Origin of the sequence: Pseudomonas sp. CF161 (assembly GCF_000416215.1) — a bacterium.
Taxonomy (GTDB): Bacteria; Pseudomonadota; Gammaproteobacteria; order Pseudomonadales; family Pseudomonadaceae; genus Aquipseudomonas.
The window spans coordinates 1-15,761 of the sequence record NZ_ATLP01000126.1 but is presented as its reverse complement, the minus strand read 5'-3'; the positions used below and the strand labels follow the sequence as shown (position 1 = coordinate 15,761).

Genomic DNA, 15,761 nt, shown 5'->3' with positions numbered 1-15,761 from the left:
CTGGCGCTTCACGCAAATGCACGTTCTGCAAAGAAAAACTTCAAATCCGTTGCCACATCTGGTACAAAGTCAGCCGTTCCGAGCGGGTGTCGTATAATGGCATTACTCCAGCTTCCCAAGCTGATAACGAGGGTTCGATTCCCTTCACCCGCTCCACTTCTCTTCTAACTCGCTGCTCCCCCGAAATCTGCCGGGTACAGAGCGAGACCGTCACGCAGCCCTGCTCAGGGTTCATCCACGTGACGCAACACAACCACCACTGCTGTTCGAACGCGACCTGAGTCTTTCGCCTCTCAGTCGCGAGTCTGGCACTGCGCGCTTGAAACGGCTCGGGGCATTTGAATTCCCCCCATGGATGTTCATCTCCTTGATTGCTTCACCGATGGTGGCAACGCCCGGGCTATGGCGTGGGCGCGCCGTTTACGGGCGACGCATAGCAGCAACCCCCAAGGCCTGGATCCATCGCGTCAAGAACACAGACTGCACGTGGAAGGCTGATGCACAGGGGGGCCTGGATCGACCCGCCAGATTTCAACCATTTTGTGTGCCTGGATCGATTGCTGTCCTGCCATCCACGCGTTGTAATAGCGCTCGCCAAAACGGCAGAGCGACCACGCTAGCCGTCTGATTCCCCCCACCTCAGGACATGCAATGAACTCAGCTCGTCTTTCCATTCAAAACTACGTGCTGGCAAAGGATGGCAATCGTCCGTACCTGCTCAACTCGGCCTTTATGCCCCAGGCCGTACTGGACATGGTGGTGAACACAGGTTCGATTTCATTCCCGCCCCACGTCGAAGGCCTGGAGGGCATAGCCGAGGTGCTGGTCAGCCGCTTCGGCCAGACGTTCGAGAACGTCTACACCTTCTGCCTGGGCCGCCCGCCCCAGGCCGATGCCGAGACCTTCGACTGCACCTGGCTGGTGGGCATGTCCGACAAGAGCACCGGGCAGGTGCGGGTTGGCTGCGGCCTGTATCAGTGGCGCTTCCACGGGCAATCGAAACGCGTCGAGCACTTGACCATCACCATCGAACACATGGAAACCCTGCCCGCCAGCGACCTGCCGGCCGTCCTGGATTGGTTGTCGGACCTCAACTACCCCTGGAGCAACCCGGAAGAACTGGCACGCTCCGCCCCCAGCCTCGACGCACTGAAGCCGGTGCTCAGATACGTGCTGGACGGCGAAGCCAACTGATAACAGCACCCGCCACCGGCCTTGAGTCAGCCAGCGCTGCGCAGTGAAAAACGCGGTCTGGCTGACCTGACCCGACTCCCCGCCTCCTCCAGCGGCCGCACCTGAACCGGTCGGCCGCTTCGCGCCTTGAGCCGCCTTTACCCACGCCGCTGTCCATGGCGCCCGCCATGAAGGATTCGGCAATACAGCCAGCAGCCGCCACCGCCGGAAGTTGCCTACCCTTGAACTGCCCGCTGCAAGGCGCAGTGGTTATAGTGTTGATCATTAATATTTTGTGGGTATAGTAACCACCACTCACACCACAAGGAGGTGTTGTGAACAGTCGGTATCTGATCGGTCAGATCGTTGTGGATGGCTGGTACCTGGTGCGTATTCGAGGCAGCCACCATCACTTCAGGCACCCGAGCAAACCCGGGGTGGTGACGATCCCTCATCCGAAAAAGGACCTGCTGAAAAAGACCGCCATCAGTATTTTGAAACAGGCGCTGCTGATGTGATTCCAGCCAGCAGCGCCCAGGGAGGACCTGACTCATGCTGTACCCGATTGCGATTTCCAGCGGTGATGAGCAACACGCCTGGGGCGTGGAAGTACCGGATATCCCTGGCTGTTTTTCGGCCGGCGATGACCTGGACGATGCCATGGCCATGGCCCGCGAAGCCATCGAAGGCCACTTCGAGATCCTCGCCGAAACCGGCGCCGCCATACCGGTGGCGAACAAGGTCACCCTGCATGCCAGCAACCCGCAGTACGCCGGTTGTACCTGGGCGCTGATCGATATCGATGTGCACAAATACCTGGGCAAGGCCCAGAAGCTCAACATCACCCTGCCCGGCTACCTGCTGAACCGCATCGACGACTATGTATTGCATCACCCCGAGGAAAAAAGCCGCTCGGGGTTCCTGGCGTCTGCCGCGCTCAAGGTGTTGCAGCAGGCTTGAGCACTCGGCACGCCGGCGGACCGCCACCGGCCCATGTCGCCGGCGGATACTTCCCGGCGAGCACAACTACGCCCAGGTCGTAACCAGCCCATGGGCGGGGGCAGAACCTTCTACGATAAAACCTCGCCTCCCACCGTAGACCTCGCCCATGCGCCCATCCCTGCTCGCCCCCTTGCTTGCCCTCTCGCTGGCCGCCGGCAGTTGCCTGGCCAGCCCCCGGTTCGATCACCTGTACGCCTTCGGTGACAGCTATTCCGATAACGGTGCCAGCGACCAGTTGACCCGGGAGATGCTGGCGCAGCAGGTCAAGGACGCCCAGCGGCTGCCCGGTGACCTGTACTGGAAGGGGCGCTGGAGCAATGGGCCGACCGCCGTGGAAGTGCTGGCCCAGGAGCTTGATCTGGCCCTGAGCGACTTCGCCGTCGGCGGCGCAAAAAGTGGCCACAACAACTACTACGCCTGGATGACGCCCTACCGCGACACCGGTGTTTCCGGGCAGATCGATGCCTACCTGGCCAGCGCCCAGGACGGCAAGGCTGATCCCCAGGCGCTGTACTTCATCTTTATTTCCGCCAACGACTTCTTCGAATATGCCGACTTCGCCCACAAGGAACCTATCGCCGATCTGGCCGCCAGCAGCATCGACAATATCCGCAGTGCCGTCGGCCGCTTGGCCAAGGCCGGGGCCAGGCATTTTCTGGTGGTGGGCAGCACCGACCTGAGCCATGGCCCGGCGGTGGTCGCTGGCGGCCAGGCCGAGCAGGCCCGAACCTATCAGCAGTTGTTGCAACAACAATTGCCCGGCCGGCTGGTTGCCGATGGCAAGCACTGGGGGGTCGATATCACCTACTTCGACCACATCGCCTTCAGCGACCAGTTACGCCGCAACGCGGCGGCAGAAGGCCTGAGCCAGCTCGATCAACCGTGCCAGCCGACCTACCCGCAGGTGCAAACCGCGTGCACCCGGCCAGACGCCTACTTCTATTGGGATGAATGGCACCCGACCCGCAAGGTCCATGCCCTGGCCGGCGAAGCCATGGTCAAGGCCCTGGGCCAGGCCCAATAAGCGCCCCGGCAGCGGCCCTAAAAACCCCGGCCCAGAGGGAAACGATCAGCCCCGCTCCAGGCCAGGAACCGCTCCTGCTGCATCGGCCGGGCAAGAAAATAGCCCTGGGCCTCGTCACAGCCAAATGAGCGCAACATCTGCAGGCATTTGAAGCTTTCGATGCCTTCGGCCACGGTGCGATAACCCAGTTCGCGGGCCAGGCTGATCACCGAGCGGGTGATTTTCTGGTGCTGCACGTTGCTTTCGATATCGGTGACCATGGACTTGTCGAGCTTCACCACATTGGCTGGGATCTGATGCAAATAGGCGAAGTTGCTGTAACCGGAGCCGAAATCATCAATGGCCACGTCCATGCCCAATTCACGAATCTTGGTCAGTTGCGCCAGCACCCGCGGATTGGAGCGCAGCCAGGCGCCTTCGGTGATTTCCACCTCAAGCCGCTGCGGGTCGATGCCGTGGCGTTCGCAGGCATGCCTGAGCACTTCGGCGATGTCCTGGTCTTCAAAGTCCTTGGGCGACAGGTTGATCGACAACTTGCTGACCTGGGTCAGGCTCCAGCACTGCAACTTGCTCAACACCGCATCGATCACCCAATGGGTGACGCGGTGGATCAGCGCGTTGCGCTCCATCACCGGAATGAACTCGGCCGGCGAGATCAGGCCGAGGCGCGGATGCTCCCAGCGGATCAGCGCCTCGGCACTGACCTGCGCCCCATCGGGCAGGGCAAAGCGCGGCTGGAACATCAGGTAGATCTGGCCGGTCTCCAGGGCCTCGTTGATGTCCGATGCCAGGTTGAATGCCCGGCGATACGCCTGGTCGCGCACCACATCGTAGTGGGCCCAGCACGTGCGGCGCATGGTCGCCAGTTCCAGGGCGAACATGGCCTTGCGCAACGCATCCTGGACCGATGGCGAGTCGATGCCGAACTCCACCGTGCCGGCACAGACGCCCGGCACGATCGGCAGATCGAGCTTCGGCGGCCGCCGCCGCAGGCGGCTGACCAAGGCATCGAGAAACGGATCGAGGCTTGCGGTGCCCGCCGGCAACAGGAAACCGAAGCGCTTGACCGACACGTGATAAATCCGCACGTGGCGCCCCAGGTAGTTCTGCAACTGCTGCGCCACGAAACGAACGATGGTCTCGAACGGCGACATGCCCATCGCCAGGGTCAACTCATGGGCCAGGGCCATCTCCACCGCATCGACCAGCACCAGCACGCGTTTTTCGCCGGGATGCTGCTCGACCAGGTCCAGCAGGTCACTCTGGAACTGCTCGCGATTGGGCAGGCCGGTCACCGGGTCAAGGCGGCGCAGGCGCTGGCGCAGCTCGATCTGCTCCATCACCATCGAGGCCAGGTCACGCAGCTGCTGACGCTCGGCAGCGTTGAGCTGCTGCGGCGACTTGTCGATCACGCATAAACTGCCAATCGCATGCCCCGAAGACGTCAGCAACGGTGCGCCGGCATAGAAGCGAATGCCAGGTTCCTCGGTGACCAGTGGGTTATTGAAAAAACGCACATCGCGGTAGGCGTTCTCCACCTCGAACACCTCCCGCGCATTCACCGTGTAAGCGCAGAACGACTGTTCGATCGGGGTCTCATCGACCGTGAACCCCACCCGCGACTTGAACCACTGGCGGTCACGGTCCACCAGGGTGATCAGGGCCATGGGCACCTTGAAATACTCGGCGGCCATACGGCAGATCCGATCAAAATTCTCGCAACGGGCAGTGTCCAGCAATTCCAGAGCATAGAGAGCAGCCAGACGCTGCTCCTCGGCCAGAGCCTTATCGGGCATACAAGCGCTTGGACAGGGATAAGCGGATTTTCACGACAAAAACCTATCTCGCAGGGGTGCCAGGTTGGCACTGGGAAAGGGGAGCAATAGTGTTGCGGTAATGGCATTGCGATACTAGCCGACAGGATGCCGCAGTCACCTAAACTTGCCAATTCCGTCCGTCGGACCGACGGTCTTTTTCTGCCCCTGGGGCACCGGTCTGAAACACAGGTTCCAGACCCTTCGCGAACGCCCGAGCCGGCTGAAAAATCCTCGGCGCAACACCGCCAAAACCAGCAACGCCTTGAAACCCGTGCCCTGCATCAAGCAAGCAGTATTTCAACCTGGCGTCTGAGACTGATGGAGCAACCGATCACCCGCCTTGCCAAGGCGTCACTCAAGCCCCGGTACGGACGTAAATAAATAGTCGATCTTCAGCAACGCGTCAGCCCGGGAGGTAGACACTGAACGGGCGGGTGTCGATGTCTTCTCCAGTCTGGGAACGGCCTACTATGCATGTGCCATTACTGATCAAGCAGGCCCTGAGCCGGACCGCCTGCCTGCTGCTGATACTCCCCACCCTGGCCCTGGCCGGCCAGCCGGCGGCCCTGAGCGCGGACGATATTGCCTGGCTGCGGCGCGACGGTTTCGACCTCGACGCCGCCAACCTCAAGCGCTTGCACAGCCTCGGGCGCCAGGGCCTGCTGGAGGCCCAGTTGGCCGACCGGATCAACGACCCGCTGCCGGCCCCGATCAATGAGCTGCTGCGCAGCTACCCGGCGTTGACCACCCCGGCGGCGCAGCTGTTGCAAGGCTTCAAGGAGCGTCAGGAGCAGCTCAAGGCCATGCCCGATGGCGAGGCCAAAACCGCAGCCCGCAAGGCCGATCAGCAACTGGCCAATACCCTGGCCGAACAGGCGCGCGCTGGCGTGCTGCTGCACGCGATCTATGGCCCCAACCAGCTCAAGGAGCAGTTGGTGGTGTTTTGGCTCAACCACTTCAGCGTCTTCCAGGGCAAGGGCCAGGTGCGGATCCTCAGCGCCGATTACCTCGAAAACGCCATTCGCCCCCACGCCCTGGGGCGCTTCCGAGACTTGCTGCTGGCCACCCTGAAAAACCCGGCCATGCTGCAATACCTCGACAACGCGCAAAACGCCAAGGGCAAGGTCAATGAAAACTACGCCCGGGAACTGATGGAGCTGCACACCCTGGGCGTCGGCGCAGGCTACAGCCAGCAGGACGTCCAGCAACTGGCGCTGATTCTTACCGGTGCCGGCCTGACTCCGCTGGACGGGCGGGCGCAGAACTTCGCGCCACGGCTGCAAGCCCTGCTGGTGCAACAAGGCCTGTTTCAATTCAACCCGCGCCGCCATGACTTCAGCGACAAACTGCTGCTGGGACAGCCGGTCAAGGGCCGCGGTTTCGACGAGATCACCCAGGCCGTGGACCTGATCACACGCCAGCCTGCCTGTGCGCGTTTTATCTCCCAGCGCCTGGCCGAATATTTCGTCGCCGACAACCCACCGCCCGCGCTGGTGGCACGCATGGCCAAGACCTTCGAAGACAGCGACGGCGATATCGCCCAGGTGATGCGCACCCTGTTTCAGGCCCCCGAACTGCTGCACAGCGCCGGTGGCAAGTTCAAGGATCCGCAGCAATTCGTGATCTCCGCCGTGCGCCTGGCCTACGACGGCAAGCCCCTGGCCAATGCCCGGCCTTTGATCAACTGGCTCAACCAGTTGGGCCAACCGCTGTTCGGCCGGGTCACGCCCGATGGCTGGCCGCTGGTGGCCAGCGCCTGGTCGAGTTCCGGGCAGATGTCCAAGCGCTTCGAGATCGCCCGCGCCATCGGCCGAGGCGACAACACGTTGTTCACCGCCGAAGGCAGTACGGTCGCCGGGCCCGGCTTCCCGCTGATCACCACCCCGCTGTTCTACGAGGCCATGGCGCCGCGCCTTTCCCGGGCCACCCGGGATGCCCTGGACAAGGCCGTCTCGCCCCAGGAATGGAACACCTTCCTGCTGTCCTCGCCCGACTTCAACAATCGTTGACTGCCAACTAATCGGACCTGATCAGGAGCCGCCATGAACCGCCGAGAACTGCTGCTGGCCGCTATCGCCAGCGCCACCCTGCCAAGCCTGTCGTTTTCCGCCCGATTATTGGCCGCTCCCGCCAGCACGCCGCGCCTGCTGGTGGTGTTTCTCCGGGGTGGCTACGACTGCAACAACCTGCTGGTGCCTTACACCAGCGACTTTTATTACGAGTCGCGCCCCAGCCTGGCGATTGCCCGCCCGGACCCGGCCAACCCCGACAGCGCCATCGCCCTGGACGGCCACTGGGGCCTGAACCCGGTGCTGCGCGACTCGCTCTACCCGCTGTGGCAGCGCAAGCAATTGGCCTTCGTGCCCTTTGCCGGCACCGACGATCTGTCCCGCAGCCATTTCGAAACCCAGGACAACATCGAGTCCGGCGAACCGACCCGGCAACGCCGGGGCTACGACTCGGGTTTTCTCGGTCGCCTGGCGCGACTGATGCCGGACAGCGCGCCCATCGCCTTCACCGATGCAATGCCCCTGAGTTTCCAGGGCGCCAGGGACATTCCCAACCTGTCGCTACGCGGCGTGTCGAAGCCGGCCTTTGACGATCGCCAGGCGGCGATTCTCTCAGCCATGTACAAAGACACGCCTTATGCCGCTTCCGCCGCCGATGGCCTGGAGTTGCGGCAGAAAGTCTCCCGGGAGTTGCAGGCCGAGATGCTCGCGGCCAATCGCGGCGCGGCCAATGCCCAGGATTTCGCCACCCAGACCCGGCGCATGGCCAGCCTGATGCGTGATCAGTACCGATTGGGTTTCGTCGATGTCGGCGGCTGGGACACCCACGTCAACCAGGGCAGTACCCGGGGGCCGCTGGCCAGCAACCTGGCCAACCTCGGCCAGGGCCTGGCGGCCTTTGCCGACGCCCTCGGGCCGCTCTGGCAGCAGACCACGGTGGTGGTGGTTTCCGAGTTCGGACGCACCTTTCGCGAAAACGGCGCCAAGGGCACCGATCACGGGCACGGCACGGTGTACTGGGTGCTCGGCGGGCATGTGCGTGGTGGGCGGATCGCCGGCGAGCAAGTCGCGGTCAACCCGCAAAACCTGCTGCAAAACCGCGATTACCCAGTACTCAACAACTACCGCGACCTGCTCGGCGGCGTGCTGGCGGGGACTTGGGGGCTGTCTGCGGCCCAGGTGCAAACGGTGTTCCCGGGAGCCCGAGCCAACGCCCTGCAACTGGTTTGAGGCGAGCCTGTCGCCCCGCGCGCAGGCACAAAAAAAGCGATCCCGGGATCGCCTTTTTTGCTCACGCCCAACCTGGGCTCAGTTGACCCAGGCCCCGATCCGCAGATGCCAGCCATCGTTGCGTTGCTCCCAATGCGGGTGCACATAGCGATAGCCGGCGCGTACCGGTTCCCAGTGACCATGCACCGCGACGTAACGCCGACCGTCCCAATGCCAGTAGCCACGCGACCAGACGTAACCCGGGCGGCCCATGGGCTCGACCTCGACGATGCGCTCCGGCGGCGGCTGTGGCGCCACCACCTCGACGTACTGGGTCGGCGGCGGACGCTCGACCACCCGCCGCTCATGCACCACCCGTTCCTGGACACACCCGGAGGCCATCACGACCACCGCCAGCAAAGCCGCGTAACGTAACACCATGCTGCCTCCTCGGCGCCAATGGCCAAGACTTCTGTGTAACAACGCCCCCTTGTTTCCACCCTGCTCCTGCCGGGTATAAATCTTGTAACAGCTGCGAACTGTCTGATTGCTGAACCTGATACCGACAGACACCTCGGTCGCTGAAAGTGGGGACGACAGGCAGGTGCATCCGATCAGCGGCCAAACAATCCCGCGCAGACACTTGGTAACGAACTCGCCGACTCCAGCCATTTAAAATTGGCATAATTTTTGCTATGGTCCGCCATCGCAATTCAGCCCCGGCGTTCTCGCCCGAGAGAACGCCCTTCCAGGTGCGGCCAGCTTGATGCCCACCTGATACCGCTGCCTGATCGAGTGCCCCTCCCCTGCCAACCGCTCGAAGCAACTTCGAGGGCGCAGGGGTACAAGCCGGGTGGGCCCTCCCAGGCAGGAGAACTGATGAGGTGATCCGATCAATATGAGCAGTACCGCACACATCTATAGCGCTGGATGGATCCTGGTGTTTCTGGCGGGGTCGCTGTCCCTGGCCATTCAGTTTTACCTGGCCTGCTTCAAGCTCGACGAAATGCTTGCCCACCTCAGCCGCTGCCGCGCGGTGCTGGTGCGCAAGCCGCTGCTGGGCAACGACCCCCTCAGCCGTTACTTCATGCTGACCTGCATTGGCAGCCTGTTCGCCCTGCCCCACACCTTCCTGCGTAACGGCGGCCTCAACGTCAAGGACTACAAACGCTTTCCCCTGGGGCTCAAGTACCTGATCACCAGCTTTCAACTGCTGGCCGTGATCGCCGGCCTGACCTGGCTGGCGCTGTGGCGCATGGGCCATTACCTGGTGCCTTGATCCCCGCCACAGGCACGTTGATGGACCTGCATCGAGCGCCGGCCGCGCGCCACTGGTGGGCCAAGAATGCGCAGAATTTACAGATTTATGGCCGGCACTGATCAGATTAGTCTGATTGTTTGACCCGTAAATGCAGATGAGAATCGCTTCCAATTAAATGGAGGCACTCTGAATGTCCAAGCAAACCCGCTCGCAAACCTGGCGCCTGTGGTCCACGTCGTTGGGGCTGATGGCCGCCAGCCAGGTCGGTGTCGCAGCCGAAGCCAACGAATCGATCTCCGGCAAGAAACGCTCCTCGCCGGCACTCACTCTGGAGGCGACCGATGTGGTCGGCGAGCACCGCGAGGGCTACAAGCGCGACAGCGCCAGCTCGCCGAAATTCACCGCGCCACTGCGTGAAACCCCCAAGTCGATCACCATCATTACCGAAACCCTGATGCAGGATCGCGCCGTGACCTCCCTGGCCGATGCCCTGCGCACCACGCCAGGCATTACCTTCGGCGCCGGCGAAGGCGGTACGCCGCTGGGGGACCGCCCCTTCATTCGCGGTTATGAGGCCAGCACCGACATCATGATCGACGGCATTCGCGACGTCGGCCGCATGACCCATGAAGTCTTCAATATCGAGCAGGTCGAAATCCTCAAGGGCCCGGGTTCGGCCTACTCCGGGCGCGGCTCGACCGGCGGCAGCATCAACCTGGTAAGCAAGACCGCCCAGCAGGAAAACTTCATCGCCGGCAGCCTCAAGCTCGGCACCGACCAACTGCGCCGCAGCACAATCGACATCAACCAATACCTGCCCGAACAGAACATGGCGCTGCGCCTGAACGCGATGAAGCACGAAGCCGATATCCCGGGCCGCGACCATGTCGAAGTCAGCCGCTGGGGCATCGCCCCCACCTTCTCCTTTGGCTTGAACACCGACACCCGCGGCACCCTCAGCTACTACCACATGCAAAGCGACGACATACCCGACCTGGGCCACCCGTTTTCGCCAACCCGCAACAAGCCGGTCAAGGTCGACCGCGACAACTTCTACGGTTTTACCGGCCGCGACTTCCGCAAGACCTCCAGCGACCAGGCCAGCCTGCAACTGGAGCACGACTTCAATGAACACCTGACCCTGCGCAACACCACCCGCGGCGGGCGCGGCATGCAGGACTACATCATGACTCGGCCCTTTGTCGACACTGCCGCCCAGGAGCAAGGCAACAAGGTGATGCTCGCCTCCCGCGCGCGCAACGTGGTCAACACCTCGTTGATCAACCAGACCGATATCTTCGGCAAGTTCAACACCGGCCCCATCGGCCACAGTTACAGCACCGGCGTCGAGTTTTCCCGCGAGCGCATCGACAACAAGGCGCGCTACGGCTCGGTGCGCAACCCGGACCAGGGCAACCTGGCAGACCCCGACACCCACGCCCGCTTCACCCCGATCCCGGCTGGCAATGGCAGCCACGCCGTGGTCAAGCACAACAACCGCGCCCTTTACGCCATGGACACCCTGGCCCTGCATGAACAGTGGGACCTGAGCCTGGGGGCGCGCTACGACAACTATCACGCCCGCGATGCCAAGCTGAGTAACCGCGACAACCTGTGGAGTTATCAGGCCGGCCTGGTGTTCAAGCCGGTGCACTACGGCAGCATCTACCTGAGCTACGGCACTTCGTTCAACCCGTCCGGGGAAACCGCCGGGCAATCCGGCGGCGCCGACGGCCCTGCCGGGGGCGGATTGAGAAACCTGAACCTGGACCCGGAAAAAAGCCGCAGCCTGGAACTGGGAACCAAGTGGGACTTGCTCGATGAAAAACTGTCGCTGACCGCCGCCGTGTTCAAGACCGAGAAAACCAACGCCCGCGCCTACGACCCAATCAGCGGTGAAGTGGCTCTGACCGGTAATAACGAGGTGCAAGGCTTTGAAGTCGGCGCTACCGGGCACCTGAGCGAACGCTGGGAAGTGATGGCCGGCTACACCTACCTCGACGCGAAAACCACCCGATACGCTGACTCCACGGCGAACTTCGACGGCAAACGCTCCAAGTTCATCGCCCCCAACAGCGCCAGCCTGTGGAACACCTACATGCTCACCGATCGCTGGAAGGTCGGCGGCGGCGCCACCTACATGGACAAGCGTTATGTAGACGACGCCAACCTCAGGAGCCTGGATGCCTACTGGCGCTACGACGCCATGGTCGCGTACCGGGTGAACAAGAACCTCGATCTGCAACTCAACGCGTTGAACCTGACCAACGAAACCATCTACGACGCCTCCCACGTCGGTATCTTCGCCACCGTGGCGCCCGGTCGCTCGGCGGAAATGACCGCTAACCTGCGCTTCTGAAACCCACTGTTGCCTCGCAACCTGTAGCGGCTGCCGCAGGTTCGGGCCGCGTTCGGACGCTGGCCCTGATAAACGCTATAAATCCTCCGGATTATCGGCGTCTGTTAGGGCCAGCGCAGCCTCGCGCTGCTCGGCAGCGGCGGGGCTATCTCAGCGCTACCCCAGCAACGCCTGAATATCCCGATACAACGCCTGCGGAATCTGCACCCCGTGCCGCTCGCTTCGTTCCCGCGCCTGGAAGCGCCGTTGCGAAGGCAGGCGCGCGCCTTGCCCGGTGATCGCCTGGAACAACCCTTCGGCACGGGCCAGGCCCTGCTCGTAATCCGCCCCCAAAAACACCTTGGGATCGAACGCCAGGATCAGTTCGCCATGGCAAGGCGCGGCGCCGACGCCTTCGTCGAACGCCATGGACTCGGCGCTGGTGAGGTCGCCGATCAGCGCCCCGGCCAGCAACTCGATCATCGCCGCCAGGGCCGAACCCTTGTGCCCGCCGAACGTCTGCATGGCGCCCTGCAGCGCCGCCTTGGCATCGGTGGTGGGCTGGCCCTGGGCGTCTATGGCCCAGTGCTCGGGGATGGGCTTGCCCTGGCGGGCGTGGAGTTCGATATCACCGCGGGCGATGGCGCTGGTGGCAAAGTCGAACACAAACGGATGGCCGCCCGGTCGCGGCCAGGCGAAGGCCAGGGGGTTGGTGCCAAACACCGGCTGCTTGCCGCCCGCCGGGGCCACCCAACTGTGGCTGGGGTTCATCGCCAGGCCCACCAGCCCGGTGGCGGCAACAGCCTCGACTTCTGGCCACAAGGCCGAAAAGTGAAAACAGCGCTTGATCACCATAGCCGCGATGCCCTGGCTGCGGGCCTTTTCGGCGAGCAACGGCAGGCCGGTCTTGAAACTCAGCAGCGAATAGCCGTAATGCGCATCCACCTCCAGCACCCCGGCGCTGATGTGGCGCACGCTGGGTTCGGCCCGGGGGTCGACCTTGCCTTCGCGCACCGAACGCACGCAACCGAGCAAGCGGTAGACGCCATGGGAGTGGCACTCATCGCGCTGGCCCTGGGTCACCACCTCGGCAATCGCCTGCGCGTGGGCCTCCGACAGCCCGTGGCGGGTCAGCACCTGCAGCGACAGGGCGTGGACTTGATCCAGTGACAAGGTGACGTGTTCAGACATGGCAGGGCCTCATGACCTGGGAACGGTGCTCCTGGCCAAGGGGCCAGGGCGCCGTGATGAGCGGGGCTCGCTTGAGCCGGCGAATGCAGCAAAAGACACAGGGTCGCCGTTTCCCCCAGAGCGGGCTTGAGCCTTTTCGCCCCTATCAGTGACGAAATCAGCACAACCCATGACTCAAAGGCGGGGTCTCGGTCCGCGCCTGAAACTATGCCGATTTCGTCATCGCCCGTGAGGAAAACCCACAAGCGACCGCCCCCGCTCGCAGCTCACTCTGTAGGCCTTTCTTGCCAGGTGATGCCATGAAACGAATTACCGTCATCGATTCACACACAGGGGGCGAACCCACTCGCCTGGTTATCGACGGCTTTCCCGAGCTGGGCAATGGCTCGATGGCCGAACGCCTGGCGCTGTTGCAACGCGAGCACGACCACTGGCGCACCGCCTGCGCCCTGGAGCCTCGGGGCAGCGACGTGCTGGTAGGCGCGCTGTTGTGCGAGCCGCAGGCGGCCGACGCCTGTGCCGGGGTGATCTTTTTCAATAACAGCGGTTACCTGGGCATGTGTGGCCACGGCACCATCGGCCTGATGCGCTCGCTGCATCACCTGGGGCGCATCGAACCCGGCGTGCACCGCATCGAAACCCCGGTGGGCACCGTCGAAGCCACCCTGCACGACGACCTCTCGGTCAGCGTGCGCAACGTCCCCGCCTACCGCTATCGCCAGGCCGTGGCGCTGGACGTGCCCGGCCACGGGCGGATCCATGGCGATATTGCCTGGGGCGGCAATTGGTTCTTCCTGATCAGCGACCACGGCCAGCGCATTGCCCTGGATAACGTCGAAGCCTTGACCCAATACACCTGGGCCGTGCGCGAGGCCCTGGAGGCCGCCGCAATTCGTGGCGCCCACGACGGGCTGATCGACCATATCGAACTGTTCGCCGACGACCCCGAGGCCGACAGCCGCAACTTTGTGCTGTGCCCCGGCAAGGCCTATGACCGCTCGCCCTGCGGCACCGGCACCAGCGCCAAGCTGGCGTGCCTGGCGGCCGACGGCAAACTTGCCCCCGGTGCCACCTGGCGCCAGGCCAGCGTGATCGGCAGCCAGTTCAGCGCCCACTATGAGCAGGCCGGCGAACAGATCATCCCGACCATTCGCGGCACCGCCCATATCAGTGCCGAAGCCACCCTGCTGATCCAGGCCGACGACCCCTTCGGCTGGGGCATCCTGCCGTGACCCAAGCGGCCCAGGCCGATGTGATCGTGATCGGCGCCGGGATCATCGGCGCCGCCTGTGCCCACGAGTTCGCCCGGCGCGGCCTGCGGGTGCAGGTGCTGGACAACGCCAGCGGTGGCGCCACCGGCGCCGGCATGGGGCATCTGGTGGCGATGGACGACAACGCCGCCGAGCTGGCCCTCAGTCATTACTCCATCGGCCTCTGGAACCAACTGCGCGAGCACCTGCCGGCCGCCTGCGCCTACCGCAATTGCGGCACCCTGTGGCTGGCGGCCGATGCCGGGGAAATGGACCTCGCGCGCAGCAAGCAACGGACCCTGGCCGAACATGGCGTGGCCGGCGAACTGCTCGATGCCGACCAGTTGGCCGAGCTCGAACCCATGCTGCGCAAGGGCCTGGGCGGCGCCCTGAAGATTCCCGGCGACGGCATCCTCTACGCACCGGCCACCGCCAGCTGGTTGCTGCACAACCACCCTGGCATCAGTCGCCAGGTCGCCACGGTGACAGCGGTCGCGGCCAATCGGGTCGAGCTCGACGATGGCCGCGTGCTGCACGCGGAGTACGTGGTGCTGGCCAACGGCTTTGCCGCCCGGCAACTGCTGCCCGAATTGCCACTGCGACCGAAAAAGGGCCACCTGCTGATCACCGACCGCTACCCCAGCCAGGTCACGCACCAATTGGTGGAACTGGGCTACGCCGCCAGCGCCCACGCCAGCGACGGCACCTCGGTGGCGTTCAATGTGCAGCCGCGCCCCACCGGGCAATTGCTGATCGGTTCGTCGCGTCAGTTCGACACCCTGGACCCGGCCGTCGAACCGGCCGTACTCGCGCCCATGCTGCAACGGGCGGTGGATTACCTGCCGGCGCTGGCCGAGCTCAATGGCATTCGCGCCTGGACCGGCTTTCGCGCCGCCAGCCCGGATGGCTTGCCACTGCTGGGCCAGCACCCCCGGCAAGCGGGCCTGTGGCTGGCCCTCGGGCATGAAGGCCTGGGCGTGACCACCGCCCCCGGCAGCGCGCGGGTGCTGGCAGCGCTGATGCTTGGCGAGGCATCGCCCATCGACCCTCGCCCCTATTTGCCCGAACGCTTCGCCGCCCTGACCGGAGACCCGCGATGATCATCTACCTCGAGCATCAGGCCCTTACCGTGCCCGATGGCCTGACCGTCGCCGCGGCCCTGGCCTTCAGCGGCGATGAGCGCACTCGCCGCTCATGCAGCGGTGCCCCGCGCGCGCCGTTCTGCGGCATGGGCATTTGCCAGGAATGCCGCATGACCATCGACGGCCGGCGCCAGCTCGCCTGCCAGACCCTGTGCCGCGAAGGCATGCACGTGGAGCGCAGCCTATGACCGAGCAACGACTGGACTGCGACATCCTGATCGTCGGCAGCGGCCCGGCCGGTCTCGCCGCCGCCCAGGCCGCCAGCCGCAGTGGCGCCTCGCTGGTGGTGATCGATGACAACCCGCGCCCTGGCGGGCAGATCTGGCGCAACGGCCCGGACACCCG

At 64.0% G+C, this 15,761-nt stretch carries 15 protein-coding genes and 1 tRNA gene; 13 read left to right on the top strand and 3 right to left on the bottom strand.

The window, feature by feature from the left end; all coding sequences use genetic code 11:
* Positions 1-82 precede the first annotated feature (82 nt).
* The 5 genes from CF161_RS30285 to CF161_RS30265 all read left to right on the top strand — a co-directional run bounded on the left by CF161_RS30285 (position 83) and on the right by CF161_RS30265 (position 3,199).
* Positions 83-156: transfer RNA gene (locus tag CF161_RS30285), tRNA-Gly, on the top strand.
* A 495-nt stretch (positions 157-651) separates the two neighbouring features.
* The gene (locus CF161_RS30280; RefSeq protein WP_020300450.1) at positions 652-1,194 is read left to right on the top strand and encodes a hypothetical protein; all 543 of its coding nucleotides are present in this window, start codon (positions 652-654) and stop codon (positions 1,192-1,194) included.
* Positions 1,195-1,508: 314 nt separating this feature from the next.
* Positions 1,509-1,691 carry a type II toxin-antitoxin system HicA family toxin gene (locus CF161_RS30275; protein ID WP_020300449.1) on the top strand — a complete coding sequence of 61 codons (183 nt, stop codon included), beginning with the start codon at positions 1,509-1,511 and terminating at the stop codon, positions 1,689-1,691.
* Between the two features lie 34 nt (positions 1,692-1,725).
* Positions 1,726-2,133 (top strand): type II toxin-antitoxin system HicB family antitoxin, encoded by a 408-nt coding sequence (locus tag CF161_RS30270; RefSeq protein ID WP_020300448.1) that lies wholly within the window; start codon positions 1,726-1,728, stop codon positions 2,131-2,133.
* A gap of 148 nt (positions 2,134-2,281) precedes the next feature.
* Entirely contained in the window at positions 2,282-3,199 is a 918-nt protein-coding gene (locus CF161_RS30265) for an SGNH/GDSL hydrolase family protein (protein WP_020300447.1), read from the top strand.
* Positions 3,200-3,216: 17 nt separating this feature from the next.
* On the opposite strand, the gene CF161_RS30260 is transcribed toward CF161_RS30265, so the two are convergent.
* A complete protein-coding gene (locus CF161_RS30260) occupies positions 3,217-4,995 on the bottom strand; it encodes a sensor domain-containing phosphodiesterase (RefSeq protein WP_020300446.1) in 1,779 nt (592 codons plus the stop codon).
* 491 nt (positions 4,996-5,486) lie between these two features.
* Between CF161_RS30260 and CF161_RS30255 the strand changes: the two genes are divergently transcribed.
* Complete coding sequence (locus CF161_RS30255; RefSeq protein ID WP_020300445.1) at positions 5,487-7,025, top strand: DUF1800 domain-containing protein; 1,539 nt, start codon at positions 5,487-5,489, stop codon at positions 7,023-7,025.
* 33 nt (positions 7,026-7,058) lie between these two features.
* Complete coding sequence (locus CF161_RS30250; RefSeq protein ID WP_020300444.1) at positions 7,059-8,255, top strand: DUF1501 domain-containing protein; 1,197 nt, start codon at positions 7,059-7,061, stop codon at positions 8,253-8,255.
* Between the two features lie 78 nt (positions 8,256-8,333).
* Here the strand turns inward: CF161_RS30250 and CF161_RS30245 are convergent, their stop codons facing one another.
* Positions 8,334-8,675: a YXWGXW repeat-containing protein gene (locus tag CF161_RS30245; RefSeq protein WP_020300443.1), complete on the bottom strand. Its 342-nt coding sequence runs from the start codon at positions 8,673-8,675 to the stop codon at positions 8,334-8,336.
* A 457-nt stretch (positions 8,676-9,132) separates the two neighbouring features.
* Between CF161_RS30245 and CF161_RS30240 the strand changes: the two genes are divergently transcribed.
* Positions 9,133-9,513, top strand: a complete 381-nt coding sequence (locus CF161_RS30240; protein ID WP_020300442.1) for a flagellar biosynthesis repressor FlbT — start codon at positions 9,133-9,135, stop codon at positions 9,511-9,513.
* 172 nt (positions 9,514-9,685) lie between these two features.
* Positions 9,686-11,854, top strand: a complete 2,169-nt coding sequence (locus CF161_RS30235; RefSeq protein WP_020300441.1) for a TonB-dependent siderophore receptor — start codon at positions 9,686-9,688, stop codon at positions 11,852-11,854.
* A 156-nt stretch (positions 11,855-12,010) separates the two neighbouring features.
* Here CF161_RS30235 and CF161_RS30230 read toward each other — a convergent pair whose 3' ends face one another.
* Complete coding sequence (locus CF161_RS30230; RefSeq protein WP_020300440.1) at positions 12,011-13,024, bottom strand: Ldh family oxidoreductase; 1,014 nt, start codon at positions 13,022-13,024, stop codon at positions 12,011-12,013.
* 299 nt (positions 13,025-13,323) lie between these two features.
* Between CF161_RS30230 and CF161_RS30225 the strand changes: the two genes are divergently transcribed.
* The 4 genes from CF161_RS30225 to CF161_RS32635 form a co-directional block, all read left to right on the top strand.
* Complete coding sequence (locus CF161_RS30225) at positions 13,324-14,256, top strand: 4-hydroxyproline epimerase (protein WP_020300439.1); 933 nt, start codon at positions 13,324-13,326, stop codon at positions 14,254-14,256.
* Entirely contained in the window at positions 14,253-15,374 is a 1,122-nt protein-coding gene (locus CF161_RS30220; RefSeq protein ID WP_020300438.1) for an FAD-binding oxidoreductase, read from the top strand. The genes CF161_RS30225 and CF161_RS30220 overlap by 4 nt, the downstream gene beginning before the upstream one ends.
* Positions 15,371-15,604: a (2Fe-2S)-binding protein gene (locus tag CF161_RS30215; protein ID WP_020300437.1), complete on the top strand. Its 234-nt coding sequence runs from the start codon at positions 15,371-15,373 to the stop codon at positions 15,602-15,604. The genes CF161_RS30220 and CF161_RS30215 overlap by 4 nt, the downstream gene beginning before the upstream one ends.
* The coding region (locus CF161_RS32635; protein WP_020300436.1) for an FAD-dependent oxidoreductase at positions 15,601-15,761 on the top strand (161 nt) is incomplete at its 3' end. The genes CF161_RS30215 and CF161_RS32635, both read left to right, overlap by 4 nt.

Coding starts and splice junctions, on each gene's coding strand:
- CF161_RS30280 (WP_020300450.1), top strand. CDS start 652: ATGAACTCAGCTCGTCTTTCCATTCAAAACTACGTGCTGGCAAAGGAT.
- CF161_RS30270 (WP_020300448.1), top strand. CDS start 1,726: ATGCTGTACCCGATTGCGATTTCCAGCGGTGATGAGCAACACGCCTGG.
- CF161_RS30265 (WP_020300447.1), top strand. CDS start 2,282: ATGCGCCCATCCCTGCTCGCCCCCTTGCTTGCCCTCTCGCTGGCCGCC.
- CF161_RS30260 (WP_020300446.1), bottom strand. CDS start 4,995: ATGCCCGATAAGGCTCTGGCCGAGGAGCAGCGTCTGGCTGCTCTCTAT.
- CF161_RS30255 (WP_020300445.1), top strand. CDS start 5,487: ATGCATGTGCCATTACTGATCAAGCAGGCCCTGAGCCGGACCGCCTGC.
- CF161_RS30250 (WP_020300444.1), top strand. CDS start 7,059: ATGAACCGCCGAGAACTGCTGCTGGCCGCTATCGCCAGCGCCACCCTG.
- CF161_RS30245 (WP_020300443.1), bottom strand. CDS start 8,675: ATGGTGTTACGTTACGCGGCTTTGCTGGCGGTGGTCGTGATGGCCTCC.
- CF161_RS30240 (WP_020300442.1), top strand. CDS start 9,133: ATGAGCAGTACCGCACACATCTATAGCGCTGGATGGATCCTGGTGTTT.
- CF161_RS30235 (WP_020300441.1), top strand. CDS start 9,686: ATGTCCAAGCAAACCCGCTCGCAAACCTGGCGCCTGTGGTCCACGTCG.
- CF161_RS30230 (WP_020300440.1), bottom strand. CDS start 13,024: ATGTCTGAACACGTCACCTTGTCACTGGATCAAGTCCACGCCCTGTCG.
- CF161_RS30225 (WP_020300439.1), top strand. CDS start 13,324: ATGAAACGAATTACCGTCATCGATTCACACACAGGGGGCGAACCCACT.
- CF161_RS30215 (WP_020300437.1), top strand. CDS start 15,371: ATGATCATCTACCTCGAGCATCAGGCCCTTACCGTGCCCGATGGCCTG.